Raw genomic sequence first — 19240 nt, 5'->3', positions numbered from 1 at the left:
ATATAACGTTAGCGGTAGTAAGCGTTCGTTGTATCCGTGTGATCGGTCACGTCACGGATACCCGCTAACTCAGGAATCCGCTCCATCAGTGTTTTCTCAACGCCATCTTTAAGCGTTAAATCTACCGCTGCACAACCTTGGCAGCCGCCACCAAAAGCAAGGATCGCCACCTTGTCTTCGGTCAGCTCTACCAGCTTGATTTCACCACCGTGGGCCGCCAGCCCTGGGTTAATCTCGCTGTAAAGCGTGTAGTTGATGCGGTCTTCCAGCGGGCTGTCCGCATTAACTTTAGGCATTTTCGCGTTAGGAGCCTTGATGGTTAACTGGCCGCCCATACGATCCGCGTTAAAATCAACAACCGCCTCGTCTAAAAATGCCAAGCTGTTTTTATCGAGAAATACGTTAATTTTTTCAAGTTCAAGCTTAACGTCAGTGGGTTCTTCTTCACCTGGACGGCAATAGGCTAAACATGTTTCCGCGTAAGGCGTGCCGGGTTGGGTGATAAAAATACGTACAGCAATGCCTTCAACATTCTGCTTTTCCAACAGTTCAGCAAGATATTCCTGAGCACTGTCAGTAATATCAATACCTTGGGTATCTGTTTCGATAGTCGCGGTCATAAGGGATGTTATCCTCCCGTGGTTGTGGCTTGGCCACATCACATGTCATTTATAACTATTTCATTAACGCCTATGGTAAGCAAAACTGCTCGCCAGCACAATCCCGACTATTTTAGTAGGCTATTGCCTATGTATATGAGCGCGCCTCATTAAGATACTGCAATAACTTCACGCCCTTACTTGCTGCCCTATGGTGTGCCCTTTGTTATGATAGGCGCCGCTCACACTATGACGACGACTATAAAAAATATCCTTTTCGACTGAGACGCTGGAGACTTCCCCCTGCCATGGCTGCTAGTGATTTGACCGCTTCCCTTACCCAACGCCTTGCCCAACGTATCCTGATTTTGGACGGCGGCATGGGTACCATGTTGCAGAACGCCGAACTCAGCGAAGACGATTTCCGTAGTGACCGCTTTCGTGACTGGCCCTCGGATCTTAAAGGTAATAATGACTTATTAGCACTTACCTGTCCGGACTTAGTGGCACGTATTCACCGCGACTATCTAGAAGCTGGCGCGGATATTATCGAAACCAATACATTTAATAGCACACGTCTTTCCCAGTCAGACTATGGCATGGAAGATTTGGTGCCTGAGCTGAATCGTGAGTCGGCACGTTTGGCGCGTAATGTCTGTGACGCCGTGGCTGCTGAAACGAATATCCCGCGGTATGTCGCTGGGGTACTTGGGCCAACCTCACGCACCGCGTCTCTGTCGCCGGATGTCAACGACCCTTCTAAGCGCAATGTCACCTTCGACGAGCTTCGCGAGAACTATTATGAAGCTGCTAGTGCGTTAATCGAAGGCGGTGCCGATCTTATTATGATCGAGACTATCTTTGACACACTTAATGCCAAAGCCGCTATTTATGCGCTTGAAGAGTTGTTTGATGACCTGAACACGCGGCTGCCGGTGATGATTTCCGGCACCATTACCGATGCCTCAGGTCGCACGCTTTCTGGTCAAACTACCGAGGCTTTCTGGAACTCTGTCCGCCACGCCCAACCGCTCTCGGTTGGCTTAAACTGCGCCCTAGGTGCTGAAGAGCTGCGTCCTTACATCGAAGAGCTTTCCACTAAAGCCGATACCTTTGTTTCTGCGCATCCCAATGCGGGCCTACCCAATGAGTTTGGTGAGTATGACCAAACCCCAGAGGAAATGGCGGCCATTGTCAGCGAGTTCGCGGCAAGTGGACTGGTCAATATTATTGGGGGCTGCTGTGGCTCAACCCCTGAGCATATTCGCGCCATCGCTGAGGCAGTCAGCTCGATGGCGCCCCGCAAGATTGCAAAGCGTAGTCATGCGTGCCGACTGTCTGGCTTAGAGCCCTTCAACATTGAAGCTGACGCGCTGTTTGTCAACGTCGGTGAGCGCACTAACGTGACCGGCTCGGCACGCTTTAAGCGGCTGATCGTCGAAGAAGACTTCACCACCGCGCTTGAAGTCGCCTTGGAGCAGGTCGAGAACGGCGCGCAAATTATCGACATCAACATGGACGAAGGCATGTTGGAGTCCCAGGAAGCGATGGTTCGTTTCCTTAATTTAATCGCTGGCGAACCCGATATCGCTCGCGTTCCGATCATGATCGACTCCTCTAAATGGGACATCATCGAAGCGGGCCTTAAGTGTGTTCAGGGCAAAGCGGTTGTTAACTCTATCTCGCTGAAAGAAGGTGAAGCCGCGTTTCGCGAGCAAGCCACCAAATGTCGCCGCTTTGGCGCCGCCATTGTGGTCATGGCGTTTGATGAAGAAGGCCAAGCAGATACCTTTGCGCGTAAAACCGAAATTTGTGAACGCGCCTACCGCTTACTAGTCGATGACATTGGCTTCCCTGCGGAAGATATTATTTTCGACCCTAATATCTTTGCTATCGCGACCGGCATAGATGAGCACAATAACTACGCCGTCGATTTCATTGAGGCTACCCAGTGGATCCGTGAGCACCTGCCTCACGCGATGATCTCCGGCGGCGTATCGAACGTCTCGTTTTCATTTCGAGGCAATAACCCCGTTCGTGAAGCCATTCACTCGGTATTCCTTTACCACGCCATTCGTGCAGGCCTCAGCATGGGCATCGTCAATGCGGGCCAATTGGCGGTTTATGATGACTTACCCACTGAGCTGCGTGATGCGGTAGAAGACGTCGTGCTCAACCGCCGTAGCGATGGTACCGAGCGGCTGCTTGACCTTGCCGACAAGTACAAGGGCGATGGCAGCGGCGCCGCCAAAAAAGAAGACCTGGAGTGGCGCAGTTGGCCGGTTAATAAGCGTATCGAGCATGCGTTGGTTAAAGGCGTAACTGCATATATAGAAGAGGACACCGAACAGGCTCGCGCCGAGGCCGCTAGGCCCATCGAGGTGATCGAAGGCCCGTTAATGGATGGTATGAACGTGGTTGGCGACCTGTTTGGTGCCGGCAAAATGTTCCTACCCCAGGTAGTTAAGTCGGCTCGCGTCATGAAGCAGGCGGTTGCCTATCTGATTCCCTATATCGAAGCGGAAAAAAGCGAAGAGACCAAGGCCAAAGGCAAGATCGTAATGGCCACGGTTAAAGGCGATGTTCACGATATCGGCAAAAACATTGTCGGCGTGGTACTGCAGTGTAATAACTACGAAGTCATCGACCTTGGCGTGATGGTGCCTACCGAAAAAATTCTTCAGGCCGCCCAAGATCACAATGCTGACATCATTGGACTTTCAGGACTGATCACCCCATCGCTTGATGAGATGGTGCATGTTGCTAAAGAAATGAAGCGCCGGGGCATGGATCTGCCGCTGCTCATTGGTGGTGCCACTACCTCCAAAGCCCATACAGCCGTAAAAATTGAGCCACAATACGATCACCCCGTGATTTATGTAACCGATGCCTCCCGAGCGGTTGGCGTCGCGGGCCGTTTACTGGCGCCGAACCTTAAAGCCGCCTACGTTGCCGAGATTCGCGAAGAGTACGAAAAAGTGCGCGAGCGTAACGCCAAACGCCGCCCTAAAGCCGCAGACCTGGACTATACCCAAGCCCGTAAACGGCGCTTTCGCACGGATTGGAACAGCTTTACTCCAGTGAAACCTCAGGTGTTGGGTCTCAAAACCTTCGATAACTACGACCTTGAAGAGCTGGTTGAACGCATCGATTGGACACCGTTCTTTATGAGCTGGCAGCTTGCTGGCAAGTACCCCAAAATCCTTGAAGACAAGGTGGTCGGGGAAGCTGCACGCAATTTGTTTGCAGATGCCAAAGTGATGCTGCGCAAGCTAATCGACGAAAAGCGCGTTCAGGCGCGCGGCGTCATTGGCTTGTGGCCCGCTAACAGCGTCGATGACGATGTCATTGAAGTGTATGCCGATGAAAGCCGCACCGAGATCGTTGAGCGTTTGCATCACATTCGTCAGCAGACCACCAAAGGGCGTGATGGGATCTGCTACAGTCTGGCGGATTTTATTGCGCCTAAAGAGAGCGGCAAAGCCGACTGGATCGGTGGTTTTGCCGTTACCACAGGCCATGGGGTTGATGAACTTTCTAAAGCCTATGAAGCAGCTGGTGACGATTACAATGCCATCATGGTGCAAGCATTAACCGACCGTTTAGCAGAAGCGTTTGCCGAGCGCATGCACGAGCGCGTGCGCAAAGAGTTCTGGGGCTATGTGCCGGAAGAGACGCTGGATAATGACGCGCTAATTGCCGAGAAATATCAGGGTATCCGCCCTGCTCCCGGCTACCCAGCCTGCCCTGACCATACCGAAAAGGCCACGCTGTTCCGGTTGCTTGATGCGACGGAAAATACCGGCTTGGCACTGACCGAAAATTTTGCCATGTGGCCTGCGGCGGCGGTCTCTGGCTGGTACTTCGCACACCCCCAGTCCAAATACTTCTCCACCGGAAAAATCACCCGGGATCAAGTGGAAGCGATTGCGCAACGCAAGCAGATGCCATTAGTGGAAATGGAACGCTGGCTATCGCCAGTGCTCTCTTACGACCCTAGCTAATGTCAGCAGTGGGCCGCCGCCAAGGTAAGGTCATGCGCTTAGCCTTACCGATCATGCTGGGCATGCTCTCACAGAGCATGCTCAACCTTATTGATGCTGCACTGGTAGGCCATTTAGGCCAAGAGGCATTGGCAGGTGTTGGTATCGGCGGCTATGCCATGTTTATGATGACGGCGCTGGTTTTTGGCCTCTCTTCCAGCGTCCAGTCGCAAACCTCTCAAGACCTGGGCGCAGAACACTTCCCGCTAACACGCTCACTTCACTCTGGCTTGCTGATCGCCGTTATGGTCGGCATTCCATTATCGTGTCTCGCGTGGTGGCAGGCTCCCCGGTTAATACAGCTAATGACGCCAGCAGATGACGTGACGGCGATTGCCGTGGAGTATTTCCGCTGGCGCGTTGTATCGTTAGCCGCGATTGCCCTGACACTTTGCTTTCGCGGTTACTGGAACGGGCGGCAACACACGCACCTTTACCTGCGTATTATCGTCATTGTGCATGTGTTCAATGTGGTCGCTAGTGCAGGATTAATTTATGGCATTGGTGGCCTACCGGCGCTGGGTGCCAATGGTGCAGGTATGGGCACGACGCTTTCGCTACTGCTGGGGCTGATTATTTGGGCTTGCGTGACCTATAACGCCCACGCACTTACCCGACAGAAGCTGACATTGCGCTCATTACAGACCACACTATTTTTGGCTATCCCACACTCACTGCAACAAGTATGGTTTGCCGCCGGCTATGTGGTGCTGTTCTGGCTATTAGGTAGGATGGGCACGCAGAGTGTCGCTGTGGGCCATGTGCTAGTGAATCTATCGTTGCTACTTATTTTACCTGGCGTCGGGGTGGGTGTGGCGGCAATGAGCTTGGTCGGTGAAGCATTAGGGCGCGATGATCAACAGGCAGCACACCGCTGGGGAATCGACGCATTAAGCGTCGCTGGCTTGCTGCTGACAGTGTTGGCACTCCCTATGCTGTTGTTCCCGGCCACTGTTCTGGCTATTTTTTTTGAAGATCACTCACTTATTCAGTCAGGTACTCTTCCCTTACAGATTACTGGCTTAATGATAGTGCTGGATGCTGCCGCATTGGTGCTGGCCCAAACGTTAATGGGCGCTGGCGCTCAGCGAACAGTGATGTTGCTTACTTTGAGCATGCAGTGGCTAGTGTTTCTGCCACTGGCCTGGTGGGTAGGCATTGAGTTGGAATATGGGCTACTCGGTGTATGGCTAGTGCAACTTTTCTACCGTGCGCTCAACTCCAGCAGCTTCTTATGGGTGTGGCAGCGTCGACGCTGGCTAGCTCAAACGCTATGACTATAAACCTCAAATACCATTTAGCGATAAAAAGATAATTATATATTCTTTTGTAGAATATGACGCCCGCGTTAAGGTGACGGCACATTACCGTCCGTCTCGACGTGACCATTTCGCTTTTAGCAGGATCGTGCCACATGTACCGTTATGATATTCACGACCAAACGTTGGTTGACGAGCGCGTCGCTCAGTTTCGTGACCAAATGGACCGCTACCGCGCCGGGCGTTTGGGAGAAGAAGAGTTTCGCCCGCTGCGACTCCAAAACGGCCTGTATATTCAGAAGCATGCGCCAATGCTGCGAATCGCCATCCCCTACGGCATGCTGGCGGGTAAGCAGCTTCGCGCGTTAGCGGAAATTACTCGGCGCTATGATCGTGGCTATGGCCACTTCACGACTCGGCAAAACTTGCAGCTGAACTGGCCAGCATTGGAAGACGTACCCGATATTTTGGCAGACCTCGCCAAAGTGCAAATGCACGCTATTCAAACTAGCGGAAACTGCATCCGCAATACCACCAGCGACCAGTTTGCAGGTATTGCCGGTGATGAAGTGGAAGATCCGCGCCCCTGGTGTGAGCTAATTCGCCAGTGGTCAACCTTACATCCTGAGTTCGCCTACCTGCCACGCAAATTTAAAATTGCCGTCAGCGGTGCCGCCCAAGATCGCGCAGCTATTCAAGTGCATGACATCGGCCTGCGGCTATGGCGTAACGAAGACGGTGACGTCCGCATTAAAGTGCTGGCAGGTGGCGGTCTTGGCCGCACACCGATGATTGGCGACGTGGTGCGCGAAGATCTTCCCTGGCAGCACCTCTTAACGTATCTAGAAGCATGTGTTCGCGTATACAACCAATTTGGTCGCCGCGATAACAAGTTTAAAGCACGTATTAAAATTCTCGTCAAAGCGCTCGGTATTGAAGAGTTTCGCCGCCGCGTTGACGAAGAGTGGGCGCATCTTAAAGATGGCCCGCAAACACTTAACCAAGCAGCGGTTGATGCGGCCAAGATTCACTTCCCTGAACCAGAGCGCCGTCCGGTTGCTGAGAGCGCCATTGCCGATTTCGAACAGCTACGCAGCGAAAATCGTAGTTTGGCCCGCTTTGTGACGAATAACGTCACCGACCACAAGGTCCCTGGTTATAAAGCGGTGACCCTTTCACTTAAGCGCCGCGAACACGCGCCTGGCGATGTCACAGCGGATCAAATGGAAGCCGTCGCCGACCTGGCCGATCGCTATAGCTTCGGTGAAGTGCGCGTGACCCACGAGCAAAACCTAGTGCTGTCTGACGTTCCCGTCGATGAGCTAGAGGCGCTCTGGAAAGAGCTTGATGCACTGGGCATGGCCAATCCAACCGTAGGTACGCTGAACGATATTATCTGCTGCCCTGGCGGCGACTACTGTGGCTTGGCCAACGCGGTCTCTATCCCCATCGCCCAAGCACTGCAGGAGCGGTTTGAAGACCTGGACTTCCTCTATGACCTCGGCCCGCTGGATCTGAATATTTCAGGCTGCATGAACGCCTGTGGGCATCACCACGTTGGCCACATCGGCATCCTCGGCGTCGACAAAAAAGGCGAAGAGTACTACCAAATCTCGATTGGTGGTAACTCAACTGACGATGCCTCGTTAGGTAAAATCCTAGGGCCCTCTTTCTACCGCGAAGACGTGCCGGACGTTGTCGATAAGGTACTGCAAGTCTATGTGGCCGAACGTCACGCAGACGAGCGGTTCCTCGACACCTATCGCCGTATTGGCTTAAAACCCTTTAAGGAGCGTGTTTATGCCCAGCAATGACACTCAGACTGACGCGGTTGAGCTCACGCCAGTACATGTCGACCATCTGATCGCTGATGGTGAACTGGCAGCAGAGAATGCCTGGTGTGTGTCCTATGACGCAGACACGCTCCCTGAACAGCGTCCCGCCTTTGTGCCGCTGGCACTCTGGCAAGCGAACCAGGACGATGCCGAGCTAGCACCGCTGCTTTCAAGTGATACCGAGTTAACCACGGAGCTTGGCCAGCAGCTAAGCCGTACCAGTGCGATTGCCATCGATTTCCCGGCATTTACGGATGGGCGTGGCTACACGCTTGCTCGTTTGCTTCGCGAACGCTACGGCTATACCGGTGAAGTACGTGCAGTCGGTGATGTGTTGGTCGACCAGTTGGATTACATGCGCCGCTGTGGCTTTACCGCCATGGCTCTGCGTGATGATCAGCATCCAGACGACGCTATCCGTGCGTTGAATATGTTTAGTGTTCGCTACCAAACCGATGTTGAGCAGCGCCAAGCATTGTTCGAACGCCGCCTGGCGGACACAAAGCAGTAACCGCAAACGATATCGAGATAGACGTAGAAAGATAGAAGTAGAGATAGAAACAGAAAGGGCAGCTTCTCGGCTGCCCTTTTTGTTTGATAAACAATTACTCGATAAACAATGGCAGGCTATCCGCGACGTTTTTGCTGGCGCTCACGGTTGTTAGCTTTGGCACGGTCACTTTTACGTAGCATGACCCAGGTGGCGCCAAGGCCACCCTCCGCAGGTTGCGCAGAAATATAAGCCTGCACTTCGTCGAACTGAGTAAGCCATTTAGCCAGATAGGAACGCAGGACATTCGCAGGACTATCTATTTCTCGCCCCCTCCCATGCACAATGAGCACAGAGCGAAGGTCGTGGAGGTAAGCTTCTTGAATAAACGGGAACAGCATTCTGCGGCACTCTGCCAGCGGCCGCCGTAGCAGATGTAGCTGGGCCTGAACACTGTAACCACCATGCTTCAGTTTATCGACCACTCCTTGCTGAATACCCTCCCGGCGGTATTCAATCGGATCAAAGGGCGGCAACAAGTCGACAAAATCATCGGATAAGAAATTACGCTCTTCCAGACGCTGCTCAGCACTTTCACGACGAGCAAGCTGGGCCTCTGTAGGCCGCTGGCGCTGGGTACCTGTATCTGCGCGGTTATGCTTGGGTAACGGCTTTACATCGCCGACCAACGCACTGAAATCCATCTCATCACGAAGTGATTGATTCATAACAGGCTCCTCTGACAGGGTCTAATGCCTCTATCCTAGCAAACCCGCCGACATTGCTTAAGACTTGTTTTCATTAACATCTAACGCCACGCTGATAGCCAACATTATCAAAGGAGTGGGCATGGTTTGGTTAAAACGTTTGATCGCGTGTAGCGCAGCACTACTAATCGGTGCCGCAGGTTGGCTTTGGCTGACAATGCTGAGCCCGTGGTTTTACGAGCGCCCCTCCCACTTGCCAGTCATTGAAGAACGAACCCACAGCGTCTTCGTCTATGGCACGCTGCGCTATCTCCCTGTGCGCTGGGTGGTGATGGGCAGTTCAGGCAACCCACAACCAGCACGTCTTGAGGGCTTTAAAAAACAAGGCCTGGACTTGACTCCCGATACCCATAGCCATGTAGAAGGGTTACGGTTAGAAGTCACTGCGGATCAGCTATTGCGCTTGGATCGTTATGAGCGCTTGGGTATTCGCTATGAGCGGGTCAAACAAACGCTGGCGGATGGTTCAATTGCCTGGGTTTATCTACGCCTGCCCGCATTTAGCCAATTGCGTAACGCATCTCCTGTACAACCGGTAGCTCTGGTACCATAAGCAGACAACGCAGTGCCCTCTTTACGTCGTTATTTCTAGGATACCTCATGAGTGATTCCACGCCGTTTGTTTTAATTCTTTACTATTCGCGCTCAGGAGCCACTGCGGATATGGCAAGGCAAATTGCAGCAGGTGTCGAAAGCATTACGGGGATTGAAGCGCGGCTGCGCACCGTCCCCCCTGTCTCCACAACCTGTGAAGCCGTTGACCCCGAAATTCCAGCGGAGGGAGCAGTCTATGCAGACCTCGAAGATTTGCGCAACTGCAGCGCGTTGGCATTGGGTAGCCCTACGCGTTTTGGCAATATGGCGGCACCGCTTAAGTATTTTCTAGATACCACCAGCAGCCTATGGATGAATGGCGCATTGATTGATAAACCTGCCTGTGCATTTACCTCCACTTCCAGCCTTCATGGGGGCCAGGAAAGCACGTTGCTCACCATGCTCATTCCGTTACTGCATCACGGCATGGTCTACGCCGGCATCCCCTATAACGAGACCGCCCTTCTTAGTACCCAAACCGGTGGCACGCCCTATGGGGCTAGTCATGTTGCCGGTGCGCGTAGTGACCGCTCTGTCGACGAGCATGAGCGTGCACTGTGTCTTGCTCAAGGCAAGCGGTTAGCCAAGCTTGCGCGAGCACTGCATACAATGCGCCAGGAGGACGCAGTATGAGGCAGTGGTTAGAAGGTCTTGAGACTCGCCATGGACTCGATAAGCTCACGCAGCAAGCAAGGCAGTTAGTCCTCGTCAGCTTTGTCATTCTGCTGCTGCTTGTTGTCTATCGTGGCTTTTTTATTCAAGGTGATACCTTTAACTGGCGTCCAGTGGTCGCGTTTGTGCTGCCACTCTTGCTATTCCTACCCTCGATCATTGGTCAGCGAGCCAGAGGCCATGCCTGGTTAGCCTTTGTTAGCCTACTGTACTTCACGCAGGGCACTATGCTGGCAACCCTACCCGGCCAAGGCGTTCGCGGTGTGCTGGAAGCGCTTGCATCCCTGGCCCTATTTACTGGCTGCATGGCGTACGCGCGTTTTCGCAGCCGTCAACAGCGCCAAGCATAAGCTTAGCTACCCTCTGTTTGCTAAAAACATCAGTAGGGATAAAACCACAGCCAGCCACAAACGCCCGCCGCAACTAAAAAAGCACCTAGCGCAAATAGGCGATGCTTAGTTCGGCGGGCAGGTTTTATATCAATCGGTTCACTATTGAAACGTTTGATTCCCGTCACCATCGCCGCGACTAAATTTTCTCCTTGCAGAGCATGCACAACGATGCCCGCAACATGGATTGCTATCAGGATAAGCAGCACATCACTATTGAGTGAATGCAAGCTGGCTAGCTCGCTACTTATGTCTCGGCCCAACAAACCGTAAAGCGGGCCCTGAAAGAAGATATCGTCACTCAAAAACAGCCCACTCACTGCCTGAAAACTCAGTGAGAGCAGCAGAAGCACCACCATCCACCCCCCCAAGGGGTTGTGGCTCGCATAGCGAGGTGCACGTCGCTTGAGCAGCGCATTTGCATAAATTGCCGTATTTTTTGGCCCATAAACAAACGTACTAAAGCGGGCATAGATAGGGCCTGAAACACCCCAGATCACGCGAAATATCAATAAACCAATAATCAGGTAGCCTGCTTGGGCATGAGCCTCAATCGGAAACAAAAACGGTGCGCCATTGGTTTTCGCGGTGTAAAACGAAATGGCCACCGCTGCCAGCAGACACCAATGGAATAAGCGTACAAAGACGTCCCAAACGGCCAGCTGTTTTCTTTCATTCTGCATTACGTTGCCCTTTATCTTCTATCCATACATTTTCTCATTTCTTCAATGTTTCTGATATAACGCATTACAGAGCACAGGCGACGCGTTATACAATCAAGCAACTTTGCATTACCCGTAACGCCATCAACCTCTCGGCTGGGCTTCCAAATAGAGCTTGTCAACAAAGCGTAGAGACAGGGCTTGAGCTTTACCGAAAGACCAGCGACCATGAACAAAATTTAAAGGGAGCAGTATTCAATGACACGCAATATAGCTGATATTAGGCGCGATTATGAAGGTGGCCGCCTTGATGAAGCCCAAGCCCCCGACAATCCCTTTGTGCTGTTTGATGAGTGGTTTAGCCTAGCGCTGGAAACGGAAGGACAAGACGGTAACGCAATGACCCTTGCTACGGTAGACAGCCAGGGGCGCCCCCATGCCCGTGTCGTTCTGCTCAAGGGGTTTGATGAGCAAGGCATGGTGTTTTTCACCAACTATCATAGCCACAAAGGTAGCGAGCTGAGTAACGTACCTTTTGCGGCCATCACCTTTTGGTGGCCTTCGCTGTCACGACAAGTGCGCATCGAAGGTCCCGTAGAGCAAGTGGCACAAGAGGAGTCTGATGAGTACTTCTCAAGTCGTCCACGTGGTAGCCAGCTGGGTGCCTGGATTGCTACCCAAAGCGTTGTGATCCCCGATCGCAATTGGATCGAAGAGCGGCAAAAACGCTTTGAACAAGCCTACGAAGGACAAGATATTCCGCGTCCGAATCACTGGGGTGGCTATCGAGTTAATCCTGAAATGATAGAGTTCTGGCAGGGGCAACCCAGTCGTCTTCACGACCGCCTGCGTTTTGAGCGGCGTGACGGCGGCGACTGGAGCCGCTTCCGCTTAGCTCCTTAATCAAGCAATTCATTAAGTTAGTCGGTTCTTAATTTAGACATTTCGTCACTCGCGTTTACCCATCCCATGAATGAGCCTGCCTCTTTTGAGGCAGGCTCATCTGGGTCAGAAGCAGCCTAGTCAGGCTGGGCTCTCTAACCGGTGACGCTGCCATTCACTTTCAGGCTCGTTCAACCTGAGCACGGCATCAATCACCTGCTCTTCCATGTTATAGCGACACTTAAAGCCCAAGTGCTTCATCAAGGCGCGCATGGGATGGTTATCGACCATAATTTTGCCGATCATTTCGAGCGTGCCAATGCTGGTGCAGTAATCGATCATCTTGTTCATTAACAGGCTACCAATACCCAGCCCCTGCAAGTCGTCACGGATAATAATCGAAAACTCCGTGCGAATATTATCAGGATCATTCCATACCCGAACGACACCCAACATCTCTTTACTCCCGTCATCGTGCTGATGTTCGGCAATAAAGGCCATCTGTCGGTCGTAGTTGATATGCGACAGAATCGACAGATCACGCTGGGTTAAGTTAGATTTATTGTGGAAGTAACGAAAACGAATACTCTCCTCTGATAACTGCCGGTGGAACGTCGTAATCAGCGGAGCATCTTCCGCGCGGATGGGGCGAACCTCTACCCGCCATCCATTTGTCAGCGTTACCCATTCACGTAGCTCTTCAGGGTAAGGCATGATGGCAAAACGCGCAGGCGGCCCTAAGTCCATGGCAAAATCCACGGCTAACATCCCATCACGGTTCAGCAACAAAGGATTGAGTTCAAGCCCTCTCAAGTCGACTAAGTCAGACGCCATTTGAGACAGCTTGACCAACAGCTGGCAGAGCCGCTGGATATCTCGTTCGGGGTCGGCCGAATGCTCGCGAATCAATGAAGCCGCATGGGTCCTGCCCACCACGTCAGCGGCCAAGCTCATGTTCAGCGGCGGTAGCGCAATCTGGCGGTCCGCTAGCACGTTTACTTTATAGCCACCTATCCCAAAAACAATCAGCGGACCGAATACAGGGTCACGCGTGATCCCGGCACAGATCTGCATTGAGTGTTTACCACGCTGCATTGGCTGCAAACAGTATTCGCGAATAGCATATTGAGGGAATTTCTCGCGTACCTTGTCGCCTAGCTGACGGATCCCTTCGGCCACTTGCTCCGGCGTTTCTAAATCTTGCAGTAGACCCGCGGATATTTTATGGGGGTGCTTACGGTAACGATAAGGACGACAATTGCCCTCGTGAATGACTTTTAGCGCCTTAGGGCCTGGAAAATGATCCGCCATTGCTAAGGCATCTTCCGGCTTGCTCAAATAGACACTAGGCGCCGCTGGAATGCCATAGGCTTCCAATACTTGGGCCGTTTCGGAATGGGTCAATGTTTGTCGCCCTTCCGCTTTGGCATTTTTAATCAGCGCGCGACACTCCGCACGAATCTCTGCGCTGGTGGAAAAAGGTAAGCTAGGCGGAATTTCATGCAGCAGCGCTTGAACACGCTGATAGTCCACCATATGCATAAATGCTTTCACCGCCTTTTCCGGCGATGTATAGGTGGGTATCCCCGCCAAATTGCACACATGCCTAGCATTCAGAGCTTCTTTCAGCCCCATCCAACTCGTTAGTAAGTTACGTTTAAATGTCTTTCGATGATCAATCAGCGCCTGAGCGGTGGCCAATGAAGGCGCTAAACGAGTAGGCGCGTGAACCACCAGTACGGCATCCACATTTGGATCGGCAGTGACAATTTTTAGCGCTTCTACAAAACGCTCTGGCGTCGCGTTGCCGCCTAAATCCACTGGGTTCTCACCGGGTTTGCTCATATCTACCTGGCTTTTATGCAGCACCCGCTGGGTCTCTTCGCTAAACTCCGCCAGTTTACCGCCGGCACTTATCAGTTTATCGATCGCCAGCATGGCGGGTCCTAAGCCATTGGATACAATAGCCAATCGGTCGCCGCGAAGCGGCTTCATGCGCGATAAGGTTTCAAGCGCATCCAGCAATTCATCGTAATCATTGACGCGAACAACGCCCGCCCGGGCAAAGGCCGCGTCAAACACCACATCACGATTAGCAATACCTGGTGTGGGGGCCATACCCGAAATATCTGACTGCGGCGTTCGCCCACTCTTGATGGCGACGACCAAGCGGTTACGCGATGCATCACGCACGGAGGTCATAAAGTGCTGAGCATCCATCACGCGCTCAAGGTGCAGCAGAATCGCTTGCGCTGGAGAAAACTGATTCACATAATCAATCAAATCTGGCAGTAGAACATCAACACTGTCACCTACCGTGATCAAGTGTGAAAAGCCAACATCGCGGCCAGCAGCCCAATCGATCATGGCATTTGCCAACATGCCCGATTGCCCTAAGTAGGCCACTTTGCCCGCTTGAACTGGCTGGCTGGCATAGGAAGCATTCAGTTTCTTCCCAGGCACAATCAGCCCCATGCACTCGGGCCCTAGCACCCGGATACCCGACTCTATCGCCGACTGCAACATACGTTGCCGGATTGAGCCTTTGTTGCCCGTCTCACGATCAAGGTAGGCACCACCGGAAAGCACCAGCGCAGCTTTAACACCAAACTGCCCAAGTTTTTTGATAAGACTAGGAACACCATCGATTGGCGAACAGATAACCGCTAAATCAGGGATTTCAGGCAGTTCATTCACGGTGCGGACGCAATCCACGCCGAAGACTGTGTCATATCCTTTCAGATTGACCGCCCATATTTTCCCCCTAAAACCGCCCTCTTGGAGATTACTGAGCACTAAACCACCCAACGAGGCTGGCTTTTCAGAGGCACCGAACACGGCCACTGTGCGCGGTTCGAAAAAATGATGCAAAAAACGTGTGCTCACGAATGCGTCTCCCCTGAAATTAATAACCACTGTGTACGACTTATTGACACTGTCGCGCAAGCCCCTGAGACGATTAAGGTGGCGATATTGTCTTCGGAGCGCTTGCATGATTACTGCCTACCTTACTCACCCAGACTGCGCATTGCACCATATGGGGCCTGAGCACCCTGAAAGCCCTCAACGGCTTGAAGCGATTCGTGCGCGCCTATCTCTAGCAGGCCTTCTTCAACAAACCATGCAGGCGGATGCCAAAGAGGCGTGTGACGAGGCATTAGCAAGAGTGCACCCAACAAGGCACCTTAATGCGTTAGCAAAGTGCCTGCCGAAAGAAGGCATCGTCACCCTCGATAGCGACACAATGATGAACCCCGATAGCCTAAAATCGGCCAGAGTGGCCGCGGGAGCCGTCATTCGCGGAGTTGATCAAGTCTTTAAGCGCCAAGCTGACAACGTATTTTGCGCAGTACGGCCGCCTGGGCATCATGCAGAAGCGGCTGATGCGATGGGGTTTTGTTTCTATAACAACATTGCCGTCGGTGCGGCCCATGCAAAAGCAAAATATGGTGCTAAACGTATCGCAATACTCGATTTTGATGTTCATCAGTGCAACGGCACTATTGATATCTTCAAAAATGATCCAGAGGTACTGGTGTGCACGAGCTTCCAGTATCCGTTTTACCCCTGGCGCTATTTACGCAGTGAATGGCAAAATGTGGTCAATACGCCGCTGGAAGTAGGCACTGATAGTAAAGAGTTTAGACGCATTATCGAACGACAGTGGCTTCCCGCTCTCCATGCGTTCAAACCAGACTTAGTCATGCTTTCTGCAGGCTTTGATGCTCATCGCGACGACCCGATGGGAGATATCTGCTTAGAAGATGAGGATTTTTATTGGATAACCCACTTAGCAATGGAGATTGCAGCCCTCTATGCAGAAAACCGAGTAGTTTCAGTACTTGAGGGGGGGTATAACCCGAAAACCCTCGCTAGCGGTGCAGAAGCTCACTTAAAAGCGCTATTGGGTTTGCCCTTTACGGATGTTCCATGACGTATGCCACTCACTATTGTGAAACGTCATGCGACGGCGACCTTGATACAGAGCGTCTGTGATAACATGCGGTTTTATTGACGTTTACTCACGTGGCTTTTTATGACCGCTACTACTGAAGAGCATGCTGCGCTGCGCATAGCCTCTGGGCGAAAGCCCTTTGTCGAACCTTTACGCCTGGGGGAACGTTTAAAACAGATTCGCCTTGCTAACCAGTGGACATTGGAAGACGTCAGCCAGCGCACAGGCTTAGCACGTTCAACACTCTCCAAGATCGAAAATGACCAAGTGTCGCCTACGTTCAGTGTGGTTCAAAAACTTATTACCGGCCTGAACATCGACCTGCCCCAGCTATTTACGCCGCCGAAGCGTGAGCGCTATACCATGGGGCGTAGAGATCTTACCCGTAAGGGCAAGGGCCAAGTGCACCCTACCCCTACCTACGAGCATGAGCTGCTCGGACATCAGCTTGCTCAAAAGCGCATGATTCCTTTTAAGACCATTGTTAGAGCACGCAGCTTTGATGAGTACCATCAGTGGGTTCGACACGACGGTGAAGAGTTTTTGATGATTTTAGAAGGCGATATTTTGTTATACACAGAATTTTATGCGCCACTCATGCTCGCCGAAGGCGATAGTATTTATTTTGATAGCGACATGGGGCACGCCCTGGTTTCTACCAGCCCAGAAGATGCGGTCGTGCTTTCTGTTTGCACACGGGGCGACTCGGTCTAACGCCCAGATTTCGTATCGCTCAAAATAACCGCAAAAATAGCTATAAACAGTTTGTGGGCTTAGGAAGGCCAGCGATGCGAGCAATACGCTTTGGTGGACTCCCCGGAAACAGCGTCATTAAATAAATCGAATTCCCCTTCTCATCACCCAGCGCCTGTTTTGTGGCTTTCACTAAGGGCCGCATTGCGGGTGCCATTTCATATCGAGTATAAAACTCGCGCACCAGCTGAATAATTTCCCAGTGTTTTTCTGTAAGAGTTAACCCTTCATCCTCAGCGAGCAACTGAGCAACCTCACCGCTCCACTGATCCTGCTTAACTAGATACCCCTCAGGATCTAGTTGGATCTTTTGCGACGAATCAAGATAACGGTATAAACTTTGATTACTCATATTCAATACCAGGAAATGATCTTTTCATTTTGCTCGGTCAACTTAATAAAGCCGTCCATTTCTATCAAAGGCAGCCCATGGCTGGTGGCAACAGAGTGAACCCCTCTCGAAATAGCATCTTCAGCTAGCAAAAAAATCGACGCTGTATTGGCTGCCCAACCTTGCCATTCAGGATAGAGCGCAGCCTGCACGCCGTCTTCTATCAGCACAACAGAATCGCCATTGCTGAGTGCGTTGAGCATTTGCACAGCAGCATCGCTATGGGGAGGTTTATTCAGAATATGCAGCATAGTTATTGGCTACTCTGCTAAAAATTGAGCGCAAAATTAAAAATTAAGAACATAATTATAACGCTGGAACAGGTCTGGCACGTCTGAAGCCGGGACTAGGGTAACTCCCTCAACCAGCTGATCAGTGGCTATATTGAAGGCTTGTAGGGTCTCGGTAGGGACTAATAGGTTTTCTATATCGTACATTTCTAACATATTAATTGTCGGTAGCGTGGCTTTTTGGCCTGGCGCGCCAACCTGTTGCTCTTTGAGTAACGCGAATATCCCCTGCCCTAAAAACAGCAGATCAACCGCTTGCCCAAAGGCAGCAGACACTAGCGCAACATCCAGCCCTTCCCGCAACTCATTTGAGCTATAGGGCGCATGTCGTATAACGATAAGTCGCTCATTTGCTTCAGCCATCTTAGTCCTACCTATCTACTCCGGTCGCCCTGTTTTCAGCCCTGTTCTCACTACTAAGCAAACGTAATAAAACGATCACAGCGCTGCTGTAGCTCAAGCAGTTGCCCTAGCCCCGTTAATTCAAAGGGTGGCTCAAGATTGAAGTTCACTTGCCCGTGCCGCTTTGCCTCTGCTTCACTCACCACACCACGGCGTAACGCCGCCGCGACGCATACATCTAATCCCACCCCGTGCTGATGATGCAGGTCAACCCAAGCGTCTCGCATATTGAGCTCATCCTGTGGAGGAGTCATTAGTCGAGAGGCATTATGAACGCCATCTTGATAGAAAAAAACGCCCTTGATGTGGTGTCCTTCATTTAGCACTGCTTGGGCAAATCGCAGCGCGGAATGAGGGGCGGCACTACTATACGGCGCCCCCATGACCAATAAGCCATACTCCATCGGATTATCTCGATACAGTCCGCCCTAAAAAAAACAGACCCTAGCAAGTAGGGTCTGTCGCGATAGTACTGCAGGGGTTGATCAGTCGTTGCTCATAATGCCTAAAATCGAGAGCAGACTGATGAACAGGTTATAAATGGAAACATAAAGCGTAATAGTTGCGAGAATGTAGTTGGTCTCTCCCGCCCGGTGAACAATTTCACTGGTTTGGTAGAGGATCGCCGCTGATGCAAACAGCACAAAACCAGCGGAAACCATCAATGAAAGCGCAGGAATGTTGAAGATCAGCCCGGCTACCATGGCCAAAATCAACACAATGGCACCAGCCATTAGGAAATTACCTAAAAAGCTGAAGTCTTTCTTGGTGGTTAATGCAACCGCAGAAAGGCCGATAAACGTCAAGCCAGTCATTGCCAATGCATTCATTATCAAAGCGCCACCGTTAGGCAACGTAAGATAGGCGGAAATGATTGGGCCAAGCGTGAAGCCCATAAATCCAGTGAATGCAAAAGTCGCCAACAAGCCAGCTGCCGAATTGGCCGTTTTGTGAACCAGGAACATCAGCCCGTATGCACCGATAAAGAACACAAAAATGTTCATTTGTTGGATGCCCATTGCGACAGAGGCACCAGCGGTGACCGCAGAGAATAGCAATGTCATGGCCAATAGCGCGTAGGTGTTACGCAGAACTTTATTAGCGCTAACACTACTTACTTCGCTGCGCGTTTGCGCTCTCGCCGTGTTCGAATCGTTAAAAGCCATTTATCTATGCTCCCTAATGGTAATACTAACAACGGACAAGGATGCCGTTACCAAGTTCCAGACGCAAGTATTTGTCTTCCACGCAAACAAC

At 51.8% G+C, this 19240-nt stretch carries 19 protein-coding genes; 10 read left to right on the top strand and 9 right to left on the bottom strand.

Annotated features, from left to right (window positions below; all coding sequences use genetic code 11):
- Positions 1–8: 8 nt before the first annotated feature.
- Positions 9–620: a Fe-S biogenesis protein NfuA gene (gene nfuA, locus INT21_RS03805; RefSeq protein WP_038484241.1), complete on the bottom strand. Its 612-nt coding sequence runs from the start codon at positions 618–620 to the stop codon at positions 9–11.
- 287 nt (positions 621–907) lie between these two features.
- Between nfuA and metH the strand changes: the two genes are divergently transcribed.
- The 4 genes from metH (at position 908) to INT21_RS03785 (ending at position 8247) form a co-directional block, all read left to right on the top strand.
- Positions 908–4603 (top strand): methionine synthase, encoded by a 3696-nt coding sequence (gene metH, locus INT21_RS03800; RefSeq protein WP_193084859.1) that lies wholly within the window; start codon positions 908–910, stop codon positions 4601–4603.
- Entirely contained in the window at positions 4603–5919 is a 1317-nt protein-coding gene (locus INT21_RS03795) for an MATE family efflux transporter (protein WP_193060436.1), read from the top strand. Before metH ends, INT21_RS03795 begins: the two co-directional genes overlap by 1 nt.
- 137 nt (positions 5920–6056) lie before the next feature.
- On the top strand, positions 6057–7715 hold the full coding sequence (locus INT21_RS03790) for a nitrite/sulfite reductase (protein WP_089038372.1): 1659 nt from the start codon (positions 6057–6059) through the stop codon (positions 7713–7715).
- Complete coding sequence (locus INT21_RS03785) at positions 7702–8247, top strand: DUF934 domain-containing protein (protein ID WP_193060435.1); 546 nt, start codon at positions 7702–7704, stop codon at positions 8245–8247. The genes INT21_RS03790 and INT21_RS03785 overlap by 14 nt, the downstream gene beginning before the upstream one ends.
- Before the next feature lie 116 nt (positions 8248–8363).
- Here INT21_RS03785 and smrA read toward each other — a convergent pair whose 3' ends face one another.
- Positions 8364–8954 (bottom strand): DNA endonuclease SmrA, encoded by a 591-nt coding sequence (smrA, locus tag INT21_RS03780; RefSeq protein WP_089038370.1) that lies wholly within the window; start codon positions 8952–8954, stop codon positions 8364–8366.
- 121 nt (positions 8955–9075) lie between these two features.
- Here smrA and INT21_RS03775 point away from each other — a divergent pair, with 121 nt between their 5' ends.
- Genes INT21_RS03775 through INT21_RS03765 form a run of 3 tightly spaced genes read left to right on the top strand, consistent with a single transcriptional unit; the run spans position 9076 to position 10609 of the window.
- On the top strand, positions 9076–9546 hold the full coding sequence (locus tag INT21_RS03775; protein ID WP_193060434.1) for a gamma-glutamylcyclotransferase family protein: 471 nt from the start codon (positions 9076–9078) through the stop codon (positions 9544–9546).
- A 47-nt stretch (positions 9547–9593) separates the two neighbouring features.
- Positions 9594–10220, top strand: coding sequence for an NAD(P)H:quinone oxidoreductase (gene wrbA, locus INT21_RS03770; protein ID WP_125747878.1), 627 nt, complete (start codon positions 9594–9596; stop codon positions 10218–10220).
- Positions 10217–10609, top strand: coding sequence for a DUF2069 domain-containing protein (locus INT21_RS03765; RefSeq protein WP_193060433.1), 393 nt, complete (start codon positions 10217–10219; stop codon positions 10607–10609). Before wrbA ends, INT21_RS03765 begins: the two co-directional genes overlap by 4 nt.
- A 29-nt stretch (positions 10610–10638) precedes the next feature.
- Here INT21_RS03765 and INT21_RS03760 read toward each other — a convergent pair whose 3' ends face one another.
- The gene (locus INT21_RS03760) at positions 10639–11331 is read right to left on the bottom strand and encodes a cytochrome b/b6 domain-containing protein (RefSeq protein WP_193060432.1); all 693 of its coding nucleotides are present in this window, start codon (positions 11329–11331) and stop codon (positions 10639–10641) included.
- Positions 11332–11568: 237 nt separating this feature from the next.
- Here INT21_RS03760 and pdxH point away from each other — a divergent pair, with 237 nt between their 5' ends.
- Positions 11569–12213: a pyridoxamine 5'-phosphate oxidase gene (gene pdxH / locus INT21_RS03755; RefSeq protein ID WP_038484211.1), complete on the top strand. Its 645-nt coding sequence runs from the start codon at positions 11569–11571 to the stop codon at positions 12211–12213.
- Positions 12214–12333: 120 nt separating this feature from the next.
- Here pdxH and INT21_RS03750 read toward each other — a convergent pair whose 3' ends face one another.
- Complete coding sequence (locus tag INT21_RS03750; protein WP_193060431.1) at positions 12334–15078, bottom strand: bifunctional acetate--CoA ligase family protein/GNAT family N-acetyltransferase; 2745 nt, start codon at positions 15076–15078, stop codon at positions 12334–12336.
- Positions 15079–15184: 106 nt separating this feature from the next.
- Here INT21_RS03750 and INT21_RS03745 point away from each other — a divergent pair, with 106 nt between their 5' ends.
- Positions 15185–16126 carry a histone deacetylase family protein gene (locus INT21_RS03745; RefSeq protein ID WP_193060430.1) on the top strand — a complete coding sequence of 314 codons (942 nt, stop codon included), beginning with the start codon at positions 15185–15187 and terminating at the stop codon, positions 16124–16126.
- A 102-nt stretch (positions 16127–16228) separates the two neighbouring features.
- A complete protein-coding gene (locus INT21_RS03740) occupies positions 16229–16861 on the top strand; it encodes a helix-turn-helix domain-containing protein (protein WP_038484202.1) in 633 nt (210 codons plus the stop codon).
- A gap of 40 nt (positions 16862–16901) precedes the next feature.
- Here the strand turns inward: INT21_RS03740 and INT21_RS03735 are convergent, their stop codons facing one another.
- From INT21_RS03735 to INT21_RS03715, 5 genes are all read right to left on the bottom strand, one after another.
- The gene (locus INT21_RS03735; RefSeq protein WP_193060429.1) at positions 16902–17252 is read right to left on the bottom strand and encodes a TusE/DsrC/DsvC family sulfur relay protein; all 351 of its coding nucleotides are present in this window, start codon (positions 17250–17252) and stop codon (positions 16902–16904) included.
- A 2-nt stretch (positions 17253–17254) separates the two neighbouring features.
- On the bottom strand, positions 17255–17542 hold the full coding sequence (gene tusB, locus INT21_RS03730; protein WP_193060428.1) for a sulfurtransferase complex subunit TusB: 288 nt from the start codon (positions 17540–17542) through the stop codon (positions 17255–17257).
- Positions 17543–17578: 36 nt separating this feature from the next.
- Entirely contained in the window at positions 17579–17944 is a 366-nt protein-coding gene (locus INT21_RS03725; protein ID WP_193060427.1) for a DsrE family protein, read from the bottom strand.
- A 53-nt stretch (positions 17945–17997) separates the two neighbouring features.
- Entirely contained in the window at positions 17998–18387 is a 390-nt protein-coding gene (gene tusD / locus INT21_RS03720) for a sulfurtransferase complex subunit TusD (protein ID WP_193060426.1), read from the bottom strand.
- Between the two features lie 81 nt (positions 18388–18468).
- Positions 18469–19149 carry a Bax inhibitor-1/YccA family protein gene (locus INT21_RS03715; RefSeq protein ID WP_038484188.1) on the bottom strand — a complete coding sequence of 227 codons (681 nt, stop codon included), beginning with the start codon at positions 19147–19149 and terminating at the stop codon, positions 18469–18471.
- Positions 19150–19240: the final 91 nt, after the last annotated feature.

Source organism: Halomonas sp. 3F2F, from assembly GCF_014897805.1.
Classification (GTDB): Bacteria; Pseudomonadota; Gammaproteobacteria; order Pseudomonadales; family Halomonadaceae; genus Vreelandella.
Note: the sequence above shows the minus strand (reverse complement) of the source record. Positions and strands in the feature narration are given on the sequence as shown.